Consider the following 14,985-nt stretch of genomic DNA (forward strand, 5'->3'; position numbering starts at 1 on the left):
TCAGGCACATCCTTCAATCAGTTCAATCGCATCGCTGGTCCCCCAGTACATCTGGATGACCTTTCCTTCAAACAGTTCCACGCGGATACCCAGGTCCGAACCCGGGTCCTGCCAGGTGAGGTACTCGCCCTGATCACCGTCGTAGGCGTGCGGGCTGGACACCGGCGGCTTCGGGAACTGGGCCATGGCCTGGGCACGGGTCATGCCGACACGCAGGCCGAATGGACCGGGCTGCTGGGTCGGCGCCCCGCTCTGCGGATCCAGGCCGAGATCGAAACGGACGACGCGATCTTCATCGGTCATCATCGATACGCCGGGCGGCAGCTCCTTGCCGTCGTAGTACTCGCAACTGCCGCCGATGGCTTCAACCGCGCCTTGTGCGGTCCACGGCCCAAGTGCCTTCAGGTCCGTCATATGCTGGCCGATCAAGACCTCGCGGGCATGGTCCAGCGCCACCGAAGCCACTGCAGGCACGTCGTCGCTGTCCGCGCCCTCCACGGACGGCGGATCGACGATGGGCGTACGCGCCATCGGGTCGAGATCATCGTTGGCCGCCTGCTGCACAGGCTGCGTGGTGGCCTTGGCGGCCGGTGCCAGCACCGGTGGCTCCGGCGGCTGGCATGCAGCCATCCCCAGCGCCAGCAGCAGCACGCTACTATTGCGAAGCAGCGCGCTCACAGCACCAGCCCTTCGCGCGCGGCGATGGTGTGCACGTCCTTGTCGCCACGGCCGGACAGGTTGCACAACACGATCTGGTCGCGCGGACGCTCGCGTGCCAGCTTGATCGCCTGGGCCAGCGCATGGCTGGATTCCAGCGCAGGCAGGATGCCTTCGGTGTGCGCCAGCAGGTGGAAGGCCTGCAGCGCTTCCTCGTCGGTGATGCCGAGGTAACGTGCGCGGCCGGTATCGGCCAGGAACGCATGCTCCGGGCCGACGCCCGGGTAGTCCAGGCCGGCCGACACCGAATGGGTCTCGATGATCTGGCCGTCGTCATCGCACAGCACATAGGTGCGGTTGCCGTGCAGCACGCCGGGGCGGCCGGCAGCAATCGAGGCGGCGTGGCGGCCGGTGCTGATGCCATCACCGGCGGCTTCGGCGCCGACGATCTCGACCTGGCGATCGTTGAGGAAGGCATGGAACAGGCCGATGGCATTGCTGCCGCCGCCGACGCAGGCGGTGATCGCATCCGGCAGGCGACCATACTCGGCCAGCATCTGCTCGCGTGCCTCGCGGCCGACGATGGCATTGAAGTCGCGCACCATGCGCGGGTACGGATCCGGGCCGGCCACGGTGCCGATGATGTAGAAGGTGTCCTGCACGTTGGTCACCCAGTCGCGCATCGCTTCGTTGAGCGCATCCTTCAGGGTGGCCGAGCCGGAGGTGACCGGCACCACCGTCGCGCCGAGCAGCTTCATGCGGTAGACGTTGATCTTCTGCCGCTCGATATCGGTGGCGCCCATGTACACCACACACTCCAGGCCCAGCCGTGCGGCCACCGTGGCACTGGCCACGCCATGCTGGCCGGCGCCGGTCTCGGCGATGATGCGCGTCTTGCCCATCCGCGCCGCCAGCAGCGCCTGGCCGATGGTGTTGTTGATCTTGTGCGCGCCGGTGTGGTTCAGGTCTTCGCGCTTGAGCAGGATCTGCGCGCCGCCGACATGATCGCTCAGGCGCTGGGCGTGATAGATCGGGCTCGGCCGGCCCACGTAATGGGCCAGGTCGCGGTCGTAGGCCTGCTGGAATGCGGGGTCCTGGCGGGCCTGGTCATAGGCCTGGGCCAGTTCCTGCAGCGGGCCGACCAGGGTTTCGGCAACGAAACTGCCGCCGTAGCGGCCGAAGTGGCCCTGGGCATCCGGGAAGGCGTGGTAGTCGGCAATGGGGGAGGCAGACATGGAAGCGACCGCTGATTCGAGACAGGTGGATACTCTAGCGCACGGGTTGTGACCGGAAAATGGATATTATCTGGCGTATATCGTCAGGAAATCTCACATGAGTCGTTCCCTGCTTCCGCCGCTCAATGCACTGCGCGCGTTCGAGGCCACTGCCCGCCTTGGTGGCGTTGGGCGGGCCGCACAGGACCTGCACGTCACCCACGGCGCGGTCAGCCGGCAACTGAAGCTGCTGGAAGACCATCTCGGCCTGGCGCTGTTCCAGCGTGCCGGTCGCGGTCTGCGCCTGACCGCTGCGGGCACGCGCCTGCAGGCAGCGTGCAGCGAGGCCTTCGGCGGCATCGAAGACTGCGTGCGCGAACTGCGGCGGCCGGCGGCGGCCCCGGCACTGGTACTGGGTTGCAGCGGCAGCGTACTGGCGCGCTGGATGATCCCGCGCCTGCCCGCACTGCAGGCCGCCCTGCCCGGTGTGCGCCTGCAGTGGTCGGCGCTGGATGGCAGTTTCACCGAAGCGCAGGCAGCACTGGATGCAGTACTGCTGTTGGCGCAGGCGCCGTGGCCCCGGAGCTGGCAGGTGCGTGAGCTGGCACCGGAACGGGTTGGCGTGGTGGTGGCCCCATCGCATCCGGCGGCGCAGCGCCTGCGGCATGTACCGCCCTCGGCGCTGCTGCAGGAGACGCTGCTGCACACCAGCTCGCGACCGCAGGCGTGGCCGGCCTGGGCACAGGCGCACGACCTGGACGTGTCGAAGCTGCAGCTGGGAACCGCCTTTGAGCACCTGTACTACTTGTTGGAAGCCGCGGTGGCCGGGCTGGGCCCGGCAATCGCGCCAGAGCCGCTGGTGGCCGAGGATCTGGCGGCAGGCCGCCTGGTCGCGCCGTGGGGGTTTGCCGCCACCGGCGGTTTCTGGGTGCTGGCGAGGCCGGACGGACCGGCAGATGCACGCGTGGATGCGCTGGCCGACTGGCTGGGCCAGCAACTGCGCTGACAACAAAAAAGGGACGGAGGGGATCAAGTCGCAAGTGGCACAAACGACTTAATCCCCTCCGTCCCCTTTTTTCAGCTGGCGGTCGGGGTGGCCAGGCGCTGCTGCAGGTCTTCGCGCAGGCGCGACAGCTCGACTTCGGCCTGCTGCCGCTGCTGCATTCCTTCGCGATGGATGCTGCGCACTTCCTCGACCGTGGCGATCAACTGGTCGTGCACGTGGCGCAGCGTGGCGACGTCGATCACGCCGCGCTGGTTGCTGCGCGCGGTATCCACCGAGGCCTGGCGCAGCAGATCGGCATTGCGGCGCATCAGCTCGTTGGTGGCATCGTCGATGGCGGTGGACAGCTCGACCGCGGCCTTCTGCTCGCCCAGCGAAAGCTGGATGGCGAACTGGCGCTTCCACGACGGGATGGTGATCTCGCGCACCGTATTGAATTTTTCGATCAGCTGCAGTGCGTTGGCCTGGATCAGGCGGATCATCGGCAGCGACTGATCGGCCGCGTGCTGCATCAGCTGCAGGTCGGACACGCGCTTTTCGATCAGCCGGATCGCGTTGTCGACTTCACTCTGGCGGATGCGTTGTCGCGGATCCTCACTGCCCTGCCCGGCCAGCTGCTCGGTCTGCAGTTCGGCCAGACGCTGCTTGCCCGCAGCGGCGTACAGCCCCAGAGCGTGGCGTTCTTCACGGACGATATCGTGCATGCGGTCGAACTCGCCCACACGCTTGCCCATCAGCACCTGCTGCGCCCCGACGTCTCCCAGCAGCTGCTCGATCTGCGCATTGGTGTCGCTGAACTTCTGCACCAGCTCGCCCTTGGATGCCCGCAACCGATCAATCAGGCCACCAATCAGAGGGACCCTGGAACGCTGCGCGAAACCGTCAAGCTTCAGGCTGCGCGCGATGCGCACCACTTCGCCCAGCTTCTCGCCACTGGCATCCAGGTCACGATTGCGCACCTGGTCGAGCAACTGGCTGGAGAACGCTGCGGTGCGCGTGGCCGCTTCGCGACCGAACACCTGCAGGTTGCCCGGGCGCAGGTCATCCAGCTCACGGCGGATCTCGGCGATGCGCGGCAGGTCCTCGTGGACCAGGCCAAGTGCCTTCAGCGTGCCCTCGTCGAGCGTGGAAACGGCGGTGTTGGCCTGTACCAGCGTGCCGGGGCTCTGACTGTCCTGGACCATCGGGCGATCTCCTTGAAATGGGTAAGCGGCTGCGGCCGATTCAGCGCAGTCTAGCCTGAGCGGCCGCAACCTCGTCATCGATCTGGGCGTGCAGCGTGGCCGCCTTGCCCGCCAATGCAGCGCCTGCGGCGCTCTGGTCGGCCAGGGTGGCCTGTCGCCAGGCGGGCAGCAGGACATCATGGATGCGTGCGAAACGTTGCAGCAGCAGCGTGTCCTGGTCCTGCAGCAGCTGCCATTGACCGGCCTCGACGCGATGCAGGGCCGCCAGCCGGCGCAAGTGATCCAGCCGCTCCGACAGCGCGGCATGCCCGGACGCATCACAGTGCGCCAGCCGTGATGCACCCACCTCGACCCAGGCGTCCAGTGCCGTGGCCGCCTCTGCACGCTCGACGATGGCCAGGGCCCGCTGCTGCTGGTGCTGCTGCAGGTGCTGGGCCTGCTCGCGCGCCTGCAGCGCCAGCACGCCCAGCTGCGACTGCAGCGCATGCCCTTGCGCCTCGCGGTCGACATCGCGCCCAAGCAGGCGCCCCCACCAGCCTTCCTGTCGCCGGATCTGCGCAGGATTCGCCGCCTGCAGGGCCAGCGCGATGCGCGCCAGCGCGCCACCAGGCCTTCGCCCGCAACCGGCGGCAACCTGGCGGCGCGTTGGGCAAGCACCTGCAGCAGCGGCGCACCGTAGTTGGCCAGCACGGCGACATCGGCCGTGTCCGGCAACATCGGTGACGGCAGTGGCGCCTGCGTGGTCACGGCAGCGGCGGCGGCTTCGGCGTGGATGCCGGGGGGCCATCAGCGTCTTCCGGCGGCAATGACTCGCCGTAGAAGTGACGCATCAGGGCCTCATCCAGAGCCCGCTCCTCCGGCGTCGCGGCACGGCGTACACGTGCACGCTGCGCCACCACGGCACTGGGCCCGCCGCGCTCGACCTGCTGCCGTGCCCAACCGGCGAACGCAGCCAGGGTCTGCGATACCTGTGCCTGCTGCGCCTGTGATGCCGCCAGCAGTTCGACCAGAGGTGCCAGGCCGGCCTGCAGATCTTCGGCCAGGACCGTGGCCGGCACACTGGGTGCCACCGCGACCGGCACCGATGCGGCGGGCGCAGGGCGTGTTTCGGAGAGCCGCTGCAGGGCTTCAAGCAACGCCGGCCATGGCGCAGGGTCGGCGACGGCAACGGGCGCCGCCTCCGGCGTCGGCGGTGGCAACTGCAACGCGCTGGCGATGTCTGCCAACTGTGCAACCACGCGCCCGCCGACATCGCTGTCGTCGGCACCCATGGCCTTGTTGCGCAGGAAGTCGCGCTTGATCTGTGCCCAGCGCTGCGCCTGCGTGTCATCCAGTACGCCGCGCAGTTCGGCCAGCTTCAACAGGTTCTCTTCGGCGCCGGTGGTCAGCAGCTGTGCCTCGCCCAGGTAGTGGTCGGAGATCAGCTGCTGCAGCTCGTCCTCGTTCATCACCGGTGAGATCTTCTCGGCCAGCTTGTTCATGTTGCGGTAGCTGCCCTGCAGCCGGAACGGCGGTTCGGTGCGGTAGCGGTCATCCTGCGCGGCGCTGGCGATGTACTGCTGGTTGACCCGGTAGACCACGTCGCGCACGCGCAGCATGCGCTGCAGGGTGGCGGTGATCTCGTTGATCTCGGCACTGCTGTAGGCATGGCTGAGGCCATTGGTCGAGACCTCCTTGCCCATCGCACGCTCGACCAGCACGTACAGATCGGCCATGTCACGCGTGGCCAGCGGCGCCAGCACCGGGTTGGAAGTCAGGCTGTTCTCGATGTAGCTGAGCGTGAAAGCAGCCTCCATGCCACCGAGCACGTCGCCCAGGTTGTAGATGTCGGCACGGTTGGCCAGCATGTCCGGAATCTTGAACACCTCGCCGGACTCGGTATACGGGTTGCCGGCCATCACCACGCAGAACTTCTTGCCGCGCATGTCGTAGGTGCGGGTGCGGCCGCGCCACACGCCTTCGATGCGACGGGTGCCATCGCACAGCGAAATGAACTTCTGCAGGAACTCGGGATGGGTGTGCTGGATGTCGTCGACATACAGCATGGTGTTGTTGCCCATTTCCAGCGCCAGATTGAGCTTTTCCAGCTCCTGCCGCGAGGTCGCGTCCGGCGCCTGCGCCGGATCCAGCGAGCGCACTTCGTGGCCCAGCGCCGGCCCGTTGATCTTCATGAAAACCAGACCGAGCCGGTGCGCCACATACTCCATCAGCGTGGTCTTGCCGTAGCCTGGTGGCGAAATCATCATCAGCAGGCCCATCAGGTCGCTGCGCTTGTTCTCGCCCACCGTGCCCATCTGCTTGGCCAGGTTGTCGCCGATCACGCCCAGGTAGACATCGTTGATCAGCTTGTTGCGTACGAACGAGGACAGCGGCCGCGCCTTGAACTCGGACAGACGCAGGGTCTCGCGCTCGCGGCCGATGATGCCCTGGCGCAATGCCTGATAGGCATGGAACGCCGGCACGAAGTGACGCAGGTGCTGCTGCAGGCGTGCCAGGAAGTCATCCAGCGACACCACCAGCGTGCCGTTGCCGATGCGCGCGTGTTCACCGAGCAGGCCGTTGACCTCTACCCGCAACGCTGCATCGCTGGCACGGGTGCGCAGCTGGCGTTGCACCAGCAGCAGCGCTGCCGCTTCATCAACATATCCGGCATGCATGGCGTACGCGGGCGTACCCGCAAGTGCACGCAGCCATTGCCCGGCCAGTGCCCAGCGCGTTGCCAGCGGATCCTGGCTGCGCTGCACGGCGCGTTCGACCGTGTCGCGCTGCCCTGCCTGCTCCAGCTGCTGCGCGAATGCCTCCAGCAGTGCCACCGCATGGCGGCTGCTGCTGAACACCGGATCGCCCGCCGCCAGCTCTTCGCCCAGGTAGGCGGCTGCAGCCTCAGCGGCATCGGCGTCGAAGGGCAAGGCATGGGACTGCGCGTAGGCCAACAGTGCCTCGGCCATCTCCGTACGCAGGGCCTGGCGTCCCTCATCGGACCCGAACAATCGTGCCAGCGCCTCGGCACCGGCCTGCCGCGCCGGCCACTGCGCCACTGCCTCGCGCCGCTGCTCGGCCGCCCAGAACAGCAGCGCCAGCGCGCGCACCCGTGGTGCATGGCGCAGGCTGCCAGCGGTCTGCTGCAGGGGCAGCAACGCGCGCAGGATCAGCGCGGCATCATGGTCATGGATGCCGCGCTCGTAGCCTTCGCGATAACGCGGTGCGGCGAACGCACGCACACGCTGATCCAGCGCTTCGGGATTGGCGACGTCCTGCTGCAGCATGGCCAGATCGAGGCCGTCGCGCCCCTCCTGCGCAGCCATCAGCAGGCTGCCGGCCAGGTACTCGCCGCGATACAGCGTGGGGGATTCAGAGTCCAGCGTGACCGGCCAGAACGGCTTCAGCGCATCCAGCTCCGGATCGTGCAGGGTCTCCAGGAAGTCGGTGCCGGTCAGATGGATGGCCAGCGTATCGCCACGCGGCAACAGGGTCAGATCCAGTGCCTGGGTATTGACGCTGAAGCGATGGCGCGGCCCCAGCCGCACGACGTTGCCGCCGGCTTCGTACAGGTCACTGCGGTCGCGCAGCTGGCGCACCGCCTGGTCAAGCACGCCTTTCAGCCGCGCCTCGATATCGTCGGCCTTGACGTTGTCATGCAACGCGCGCAGGCGTTCGGCCAGTTCGCGCAGCTTGAGGATCAACGGATCGCCGGCAAAGAACGCATTGAGCTCATCGGCGGTTGCGAAGCGCTCGGTGCGCCTGGCCAGGCCGTCGAGGATGCGGTTGGCCGCATCCAGCACCGAGCGCGCCTTGCGCTGGCGGTCATCCAGCAACGCCTGCTTGTGGGTCTCGAAGGCTTCGACCAGCTCCTCGCGCTTGCTCAGGATGTCGCCGAGGAACTGCTCGTGCTCGCCGAACTGGCTCTCCAGCTCCTCCAGCTGGACCAGCAGGCGCGACAACTGCTCGTCGGCGCGTTCAGGGTCGGTCGCCAGCGCCAGCGCGCTGGTGATCGACTGTGAGAACAGCGCGAACTGTGCGGCGAACTGGGCCACGGCCTCGGCCGAACCGAGCGACCTGCGGCGCTGATCGGCGCGCGCGCGCGCCTGGTTGAGACGTCCGTACAGCACCGAGATCGACTCGACCACGCGGGTGCGGGCGGTCGCATCGTCCACCTTCAGGCCGGCCATCAGCTCGGACAGCATGTCCAGGTCGGCGGCCATGCCACGCAACCCTTCCAGCTGCTCGTCCAGCTGGCGGGCGCTCTGTGCCTGCTGCGCCGCTTCATCCAGCACCTGCAGGCGCGTGGTCAGCGGCGCCAACGCGGCTTCGTCCGCAAGAAACTCGCCAGTGGCGGCGCCGACGCGGTCCTGCGCTTCCACCAGCTCGGCCGCCATCACTTCGATGCGCGCGGTGTCGATGTAGCGCAGCTCACGGATGGTCAACAGGCGTCCACGCAATGCGGTGATTGCGTTGAGGGCCTCGACGAACGCCTGCACCTCGTTCCAGTTCTGCGGCTGCAGCCGTCCCAGCAACGCCTTGTGCGCGGTCTCGGCCTCGACCATCGCCTGTGCCGACTGCTGCCGGATCGACTGCACTTTCTCGTACTCGTCCAGCACTGATTCGCCGGTGGCGCTGATCTGCCGCAGCAGCGCCTCGGCGCCATCACAGGCCGCATCACCCAGCCAGTGGTGGGCATCGAACAAGCGCCGTGTATCGGCCACCAGGCGCTGGTAGCGCTGCACCGACACGTCCTGGCCGTCGATCTCGCGTGCCAGGTTGAACAGGTTGGAGATGCCGCGCACCAGTTCGGCATTGCCGATGCGGCCCATGAAGGTGTTGCCGGGCGGTCGGCTGGCGGCGAACTCATCGCTGCTGAAGGGCGTCTGCCAGACCTGCATCGGATGGATGCGGGTCGGTTCGTTGCCTTCAGCGTGGAACAGCACCATGCGCCCATCCTGCAGGAAGGCGTAGCCGTGGCCGAAGACCGGGGTCTGCAGTACGCGCTGGATGGTGTTGTAGACGAACAGTGCCGAGCGCCCACCTTCGCGCTCATAGAAGATGTACAGCACGTCCTCGCCGTTCGGCGAACGGATGCTGCGCTTGAACTGCATGCCGGCCATCGAGGCGTCGAACGCCTTGTGCTCGCCACCCTGCAGGTAATAGCCGCCGGGGAAGATCACACCGTGGTCTTCGGGCAGCTGCACGCAGGCCTGCACGATCGCATCGTTGCGCACGATGCCGCCGGTCAGCGTGTTGTAGATCAGGCCGCGCCACGCCGTCTCGCGGTACGGCAGCACCTTCAGCAGCACCAGCGAACCCACCCGGGCGAATTCGAACTGGGCGTCGTCCAGCGACTGCGTGCTGTCCTCGACCGGTTCGCTGTAGATGCCCTGCCCGGTCTCGGTGTTGTTCTCGACCTTGATGGTGAGATCACCGCCGGTGGTCTCCACGAACAGGGTGTCGAGGATGTTCAGGTGTGAATGGCGGCCACTGACCGCCAGGTCGCGCGTGGCCCTGGTCCATTCGAAGTCGAACGGCGGCGGCAGCGCGATATCGCGTTCGCCGCGCGCATCCAGATAGGTCAGTTCGCCATCGCGCGACAGTGCCCAGCGGAACACGCGCACATCGCTGCTGCGCTCGCCAATCTGGAACGAGGCCAGCAGCTTGTCGCCCACCACGATCAACTGCAGCAGGCGTGCGTGCTTGTAGTAGGCGTACAGCTCGTTGAAGTCGTGCACGAAGCCGGGCTGGTCGAGGAAGCTGCCCTTCAGCTCCAGCGCGGCGACATCGTAGCCGTCGTTGCCCTGTACCAGCCGGTACAGGCCAAACACATCCTCGATGCGGGTCTGGGTCTTCAGCCCGATGAACACGTTGTAGCCGAACAGCAGGCGATCAGGACCCACCTGCACGATGTCACGACCGACGCAGTTGTTCTCGCTGCGGATGCGGAAGCGCCCGGCCACTTCCAACCGGCTGTCGCCGAATTCGGCCAGGCGCTGACGATTGAGGGTTTCGGCCAGGGACTGCAGGCGTTGGCCCTGCTCGACCAGGCGGCGGCGCAGGACTTCATAGGCACCGCCCTGGGCGACGGCCTGGTCAACGGTGTTGTCGCCGGCCTCCGGCGCGGTGGATTCGGCGGACGGATGGGTTTCAGACATCAGCAGGTTTCCAGCTCACGGGCGGACGGCCGCGGTTGCGGCCGGCGCGGGCGGGCGATGGCCACGGCGGCCACCGCCCGATGCATCAACGGGCGCTGTCGACCACGGTGGCCGACACGGTCGGCACCGCTTCGGCATCCTCGGTGATCTGGCGGGGTGCCGGTTCGGCCACGGCCACGCCCAGGTAGCGCTGCATCAGCTCCTGCACGATCGGGCTCTTGCCGGCGAAGCCTTCGATCGACTTGCCCAGCGAGACGGCCTTGACCAGGTTCTCGAACATGCCGCCGTCGCCGCCGACCAGATCGATGTCGGCATTGCGCAACGCGCTGGCGATGACATTGGCGTTCTCGCGCGAGACTTCCTTGCCGGCTTCGATCGAGGCCAAGGCCTGCTTCAGGCTGTTGTCCAGCATCATGCGGAACTCTTCGTGGCCGCGTGCCTGGTCGCTCAACGAAGCGATGGCCTCGAACTTGCGGACCAGGCCTTCGGCCTCGGCCAGCAGCTTCTTCTGCACCACACCGGCTTCGGCGTTGCCCAGCGATTCGGTGGCGGTGGCACGGGCCAGGCCCATCTTCTCCTCGCCCTGTGCCTGTGCCTGCAGCGTCTCGGCCAGCACGCGGGCTTCGTTGCTGCCCTGCTTCAGGCTGGCTTCGGCCTTGGCTTCGATCACGCGCGCTTCGGCGATGCCGACCTTCTCGATGGCCAGCGCGGAGGCTTCACGCACCTGCGCTTCGGCCAGGCCTGGGGCCGCCTGTTCGGCACGGTAGGCGTCGGCCAGCAGGCGCTTGGCTTCGGCCTGCTTGCCAGCCGCTTCATGCTCGGCCTGGGCCAGCGTGGTCAGTTCAACCGCGCGATGCTTGGAGGCGGTCTCGCGTGCCTGCGCTTCCTTCACTTCGCGCACCAGCGATTCCTGCGCCTTGGCTTCGGCTTCCAGGATCAGCACCTGCTTCTGGCGATCGGCTTCGGAGACCTCACGCACTTCCTTGATGCGCTCTTCTTCCTGGGCCACGGTCTTGTCGATGGAGATGCGTTCGCGGGTGATGTTGGCCACGTCCATCTTGCCCTGCTCGACCACCTTGTCGCGCTCCACGCCCTGCAGCTGCACTTCGCGGTCGGTGGTGACCTGCTCCAGCTGGCGTGCGCGCTCGACGCGCTCGGCCTCGATGGCCACGGCACGCTGGCGGTTCTGCTCGGCCACTTCCACTTCGCGCAGGCGGTTCTGGTCGCGGATCTCGATCAGCTGCTGCGCTTCGATGCGGGCATTCTCGGACAGCTGGCGCTGTTCTTCCTGCACCTTGGCGGTCTCGGCCTCCTCGCGCGCGCGGATGGTCTCGATCTCGCGCTTCTGGCGGGCTTCGGCTTCGGCCTGCTGGCGCTCCAGCGCCAGCAGCGCTTCACGCGCTTCCACGTTCTTCTTGGTGATGGCGAGCTTTTCGTTCTGCTCCAGCTCGTTGGTCACCACGTTCTGCGCGGCGGTCAGCTCGGTAATCTTGCGGATACCCTGCGCGTCGAGGATGTTGAACTGGTCCAGCAACGACTTCGGAGTCTGTTCCAGGTAGTCGATCGCCACGTCTTCCAGCACGTAGCCGTTGAGATCGTTGCCGATCACCGCGATGATCTCGTCGCGGAATTCCTGGCGCTTCTCGAACAGTTCGGTGAAGTCGAACTTCTTGCCGACGGTCTTCAGCGCTTCGGAGAACTTGGCGTTGAACAGCTCATCGACGGCATGCTTGTCCGACGCACGGTCGGCACCGATGGCCTTGGCCACGCGCAGCACGTCGGCCTGGGTCTCATTGACCCGCAGGTAGAAGGCCACGGCGATGTCGGCACGCATGTTGTCGCGGCAGATCAGGCCTTCCTTGCCGCGGCGGTCGATCTGCAGGGTGATCAGGCTGATCCGCATCAGTTCGGCGCGGTACAGCACCGGGATGATCAGCGCACCGGTGAAATGCACCTTGGGCGTGGAGCTCATGTCGTTGACGATCAGGGCCACACCCTGGTCGACCTTGCGGTAGAAGGCCTTGAACAGGCCGGCCAGGCCGAGCAGACCGACCAGCAGGACCACCACGCCGATCAGGAAGGGGGCCATGGTTGCCAATGTCATCAGTGATTCTCCTTGTTGCCCGGAAGCAGGTTGTCCTGGAAATCGAGGGCGACCGCATCAGCGCGGACCACCCGGTAATAGTGTTGTTCGGCCATGTGCTCGACCAGCACGATGCGCTCGCCACGCTGCAGTTCGATGTCGCTGCGCACCTGCAGCACCAGCCCGGCACCACCGTCGTCGAAAGTGGCGTGACCGCTGCGGGCGTCCACCCTGGGCGAGGCGACCACGCCGGTCCGCCCCAGCAGCGAGGCCTGCGCCACCGGTCGCAGGCGCAGCAGGAACCGGCGGATGGGCCGCAGCAGCAGCGCGGTGACCGGTACAGCTGGCAACGGCGCCAGCACGGCCACGACCGCGCCGATCGACCAGCGCAGCAGGTCAGGCAGCGGCAGGAGCACGAACAAATGGATGAAATAGGTGACGATCCAGGCGAAGAAGCCCAGCAGCGTCACCACCAGCATGAGCGGCACCCCGCCCAGGCCCCAGCGCGCCAGCAGCGCGGACAGGCCCTGCAGGTCGTGGTGATCGCCATGCAGCGCACCATCGGCGCCGGCATCGCCGAACCCGTCATCGACCAGGCCGAACGCCGCCAGCGCCCAATACAGCACCGCCACCGCCAGCACGATGCTGTACGGCAGGGTCGGGAAACCGAACACGACGGTGAGGAATTCCTGCATCGCTTTGCCTTCCTGGGCTGTGGGCGGTGCTCGCCCGTTCGGGACGCGCAGAGCGCGCCCCGTCGATCCCCGCGCCGGCCCTCATGGCAGGCGCGCTTGGCTCCATCCTATGTGAAGAGTGCGTGCAGGCTCAAATCCGGGCGCTGATCAGGACAAATAGCCACGCGAATCACTCGAGAACCGCGCAGTCCGCCCGGCGCACTTCCTCGACGAAGGTGCGCATCTTGTACCCGTCCTTGATGCCCGGCTCCAGCTCGATGCCACTGGAGACGTCCACGCCCCACGGCAGCGTGGCCAGGACGGCGTCATAGACGTTTTCCGGGTTCAGGCCACCGGCCAGCAGGAACGGCCGGTGCAACCCGGTCGGAATGCGGCCCCAGTCAAACGCTACGCCGGTACCGCCACCACCACCCGGTGCGTGGCTGTCGAACAGGAAGCCGGCGGCGCTGGGATAGCGGAGCTGCAGGGTGCGGGCGTTGACCTCCTCACGCCCGCCCATGGCAATCGCCTTCAGGTAGGGCATGTTGAAGCTGCGGCAGAAGCTCTCGTCTTCCTCGCCATGGAACTGCAGCAGGGTCGGACGCACCGTGCGCAGCACCTCACGCACCTCTTCCTTGCTGTTGTTGCGGAACAGCGCCACCACGTCGACCATCGGCGCGATCGCCTGGCGCATCGCGCGGGCCTCGGCCGGCGCAACCCGGCGGCTGCTCTCGCGGGCAAAGATGAAACCCACCGCGTCCACGCCCAGTTCACCGGCCAGGCGGACATCGCCGGCACGGGTCATGCCACAGAACTTGATGCGTGTACGGTAGTAGGAGCGGCTCATAGCGTGACCTCGGCGGGCAGATGCCAGTTGTCGGGGTACAGGGGCCCAAGGAACACCAGGCCCTGCGGCGGTGCGGTGGGGCCAGCTACGGTGCGATCACGCCCGGCCAGCAGTTCGGCGATCCATTCCACCGGCTTTTCGCCGCTGCCCACCAGGATCAACGATCCGACGATATTGCGGACCATGTGATGAAGGAATGCATTGCCCTGCACAGCAACCTCGATCACCTCGCCCTGGCGGCTGACCTGCAGTGACTGCAGTTCACGCCGGGCGTGCAACGCCTGGCACTGTACCGAACGGAAGGCACTGAAGTCGTTCTCGCCGAGCAGAGCCTGGCCGGCGGCATGCATCAGGGTCTCGTCCAGCGCCCGGCGCTCCCAGCTGAGGGTCTGCCGCTCCAGCGCCGGCCGCACTTCGCGGTTGAGCAGACGGTAGCGGTAACGGCGCGCACGCGCCGAGAAGCGGGCATGGAAATCATCGGCCACCGGCACGCACCAGCGCACCGCGATCGAGCGCGGCAGGCGGGTGGTGGTGCCCAGCATCCAGGCACGCGGATCGCGCACCACGTCGGTGTCGAAATGGACAACCTGGCATTGGCCATGCACACCGGCATCGGTGCGACCGGCGCAGACCACCTGCAGCGGCACATCGGCCACCGACGACAGGGCCTGCTCGAGGCTGGCCTGCACGCTGGGACCACCCTCGCCCAGGTTCTGCCAGCCCCTGAAATCGCTGCCGTCGTACTCGACGCCAAGCGCATAACGCATGTGCTACCTCGATGTTGCGGATGGAGCGGCGCTCAGGCCGGATCGCGTTCGGACCAGACCGCCAGTTCGTTGCCACCGGGCTCGACGAACTGGAAGCGGCTGCCGCCGGGGAAGGAGAACACCGCGCGCACGATCTCGCCGCCGGCGTCACGCACCGCCGCCTCGACCGGTGCCAGCTCGTCGGCATACAGCACCAGCAGCGGCGCACCGCTGTCGCTGGCCCGCTGCGGCTGGCCACGGAAGAAGCCGCCCTGCAGGCGGCCATCGTCGAAGGCGGTGTAGTCGCTGCCATAGTCGACGAACGACCAGCCGAACACCTTCTCGAAGAAGGCACGGCTGGCGGCGGGGTCGTTGGACGCGAACTCAACGTAATCGATGCGGCGTTCGCGGTTCATGGCACGGTCCTTGTCAGCAGG

The 14,985-nt window shown here is 67.0% G+C and carries 12 protein-coding genes; 2 read left to right on the forward strand and 10 right to left on the reverse strand.

Annotated features, from left to right (window positions below; genetic code table 11):
- Both FQS62_RS15860 and trpB read right to left on the reverse strand, forming a co-directional pair.
- Entirely contained in the window at window positions 1-678 is a 678-nt protein-coding gene (locus FQS62_RS15860; RefSeq protein ID WP_208043860.1) for a hypothetical protein, read from the reverse strand.
- Window positions 675-1,892 carry a tryptophan synthase subunit beta gene (trpB, locus tag FQS62_RS15865; RefSeq protein ID WP_049447688.1) on the reverse strand — a complete coding sequence of 406 codons (1,218 nt, stop codon included), beginning with the start codon at window positions 1,890-1,892 and terminating at the stop codon, window positions 675-677. The genes FQS62_RS15860 and trpB overlap by 4 nt, the downstream gene beginning before the upstream one ends.
- 97 nt (window positions 1,893-1,989) lie before the next feature.
- Between trpB and FQS62_RS15870 the strand changes: the two genes are divergently transcribed.
- On the forward strand, window positions 1,990-2,877 hold the full coding sequence (locus FQS62_RS15870) for a LysR family transcriptional regulator (RefSeq protein ID WP_088479897.1): 888 nt from the start codon (window positions 1,990-1,992) through the stop codon (window positions 2,875-2,877).
- A gap of 71 nt (window positions 2,878-2,948) precedes the next feature.
- Here FQS62_RS15870 and FQS62_RS15875 read toward each other — a convergent pair whose 3' ends face one another.
- Window positions 2,949-4,058 carry a toxic anion resistance protein gene (locus tag FQS62_RS15875; protein WP_208043859.1) on the reverse strand — a complete coding sequence of 370 codons (1,110 nt, stop codon included), beginning with the start codon at window positions 4,056-4,058 and terminating at the stop codon, window positions 2,949-2,951.
- Window positions 4,059-4,098: 40 nt separating this feature from the next.
- Entirely contained in the window at window positions 4,099-4,521 is a 423-nt protein-coding gene (locus FQS62_RS15880) for a hypothetical protein (protein WP_226053572.1), read from the reverse strand.
- A 21-nt stretch (window positions 4,522-4,542) separates the two neighbouring features.
- Between FQS62_RS15880 and FQS62_RS15885 the strand changes: the two genes are divergently transcribed.
- Window positions 4,543-4,737, forward strand: coding sequence for a hypothetical protein (locus FQS62_RS15885; protein WP_226053573.1), 195 nt, complete (start codon window positions 4,543-4,545; stop codon window positions 4,735-4,737).
- 64 nt (window positions 4,738-4,801) lie between these two features.
- Here FQS62_RS15885 and FQS62_RS15890 read toward each other — a convergent pair whose 3' ends face one another.
- The 6 genes from FQS62_RS15890 to FQS62_RS15915 form a co-directional block, all read right to left on the reverse strand.
- Window positions 4,802-10,198, reverse strand: coding sequence for a DNA repair ATPase (locus tag FQS62_RS15890; RefSeq protein WP_208043858.1), 5,397 nt, complete (start codon window positions 10,196-10,198; stop codon window positions 4,802-4,804).
- 85 nt (window positions 10,199-10,283) lie between these two features.
- On the reverse strand, window positions 10,284-12,302 hold the full coding sequence (locus FQS62_RS15895; RefSeq protein ID WP_049447694.1) for a hypothetical protein: 2,019 nt from the start codon (window positions 12,300-12,302) through the stop codon (window positions 10,284-10,286).
- Entirely contained in the window at window positions 12,302-12,976 is a 675-nt protein-coding gene (locus FQS62_RS15900) for an OB-fold-containig protein (protein ID WP_110713002.1), read from the reverse strand. Before FQS62_RS15900 ends, FQS62_RS15895 begins: the two co-directional genes overlap by 1 nt.
- 169 nt (window positions 12,977-13,145) lie before the next feature.
- Window positions 13,146-13,802, reverse strand: coding sequence for a phosphoribosylanthranilate isomerase (locus FQS62_RS15905; RefSeq protein WP_049447696.1), 657 nt, complete (start codon window positions 13,800-13,802; stop codon window positions 13,146-13,148).
- Window positions 13,799-14,569 (reverse strand): tRNA pseudouridine(38-40) synthase TruA, encoded by a 771-nt coding sequence (truA, locus tag FQS62_RS15910; RefSeq protein ID WP_049447697.1) that lies wholly within the window; start codon window positions 14,567-14,569, stop codon window positions 13,799-13,801. Before truA ends, FQS62_RS15905 begins: the two co-directional genes overlap by 4 nt.
- 32 nt (window positions 14,570-14,601) lie before the next feature.
- Window positions 14,602-14,964: a VOC family protein gene (locus FQS62_RS15915; protein ID WP_049447731.1), complete on the reverse strand. Its 363-nt coding sequence runs from the start codon at window positions 14,962-14,964 to the stop codon at window positions 14,602-14,604.
- Window positions 14,965-14,985 lie beyond the last annotated feature (21 nt).

Origin of the sequence: Stenotrophomonas sp. SBJS02 (assembly GCF_020428325.2) — a bacterium.
In the GTDB taxonomy this organism is placed as follows: domain Bacteria; phylum Pseudomonadota; class Gammaproteobacteria; order Xanthomonadales; family Xanthomonadaceae; genus Stenotrophomonas; species Stenotrophomonas africana.

Excerpts from the sequence above, each read along its gene's own strand:
- trpB (WP_049447688.1), bottom strand. The coding sequence starts at position 1,892 with ATGTCTGCCTCCCCCATTGCCGACTACCACGCCTTCCCGGATGCCCAG.
- FQS62_RS15870 (WP_088479897.1), top strand. The coding sequence starts at position 1,990 with ATGAGTCGTTCCCTGCTTCCGCCGCTCAATGCACTGCGCGCGTTCGAG.
- FQS62_RS15875 (WP_208043859.1), bottom strand. The coding sequence starts at position 4,058 with ATGGTCCAGGACAGTCAGAGCCCCGGCACGCTGGTACAGGCCAACACC.
- FQS62_RS15885 (WP_226053573.1), top strand. The coding sequence starts at position 4,543 with ATGCCCTTGCGCCTCGCGGTCGACATCGCGCCCAAGCAGGCGCCCCCA.
- FQS62_RS15890 (WP_208043858.1), bottom strand. The coding sequence starts at position 10,198 with ATGTCTGAAACCCATCCGTCCGCCGAATCCACCGCGCCGGAGGCCGGC.
- FQS62_RS15895 (WP_049447694.1), bottom strand. The coding sequence starts at position 12,302 with ATGACATTGGCAACCATGGCCCCCTTCCTGATCGGCGTGGTGGTCCTG.
- FQS62_RS15900 (WP_110713002.1), bottom strand. The coding sequence starts at position 12,976 with ATGCAGGAATTCCTCACCGTCGTGTTCGGTTTCCCGACCCTGCCGTAC.
- FQS62_RS15905 (WP_049447696.1), bottom strand. The coding sequence starts at position 13,802 with ATGAGCCGCTCCTACTACCGTACACGCATCAAGTTCTGTGGCATGACC.
- truA (WP_049447697.1), bottom strand. The coding sequence starts at position 14,569 with ATGCGTTATGCGCTTGGCGTCGAGTACGACGGCAGCGATTTCAGGGGC.
- FQS62_RS15915 (WP_049447731.1), bottom strand. The coding sequence starts at position 14,964 with ATGAACCGCGAACGCCGCATCGATTACGTTGAGTTCGCGTCCAACGAC.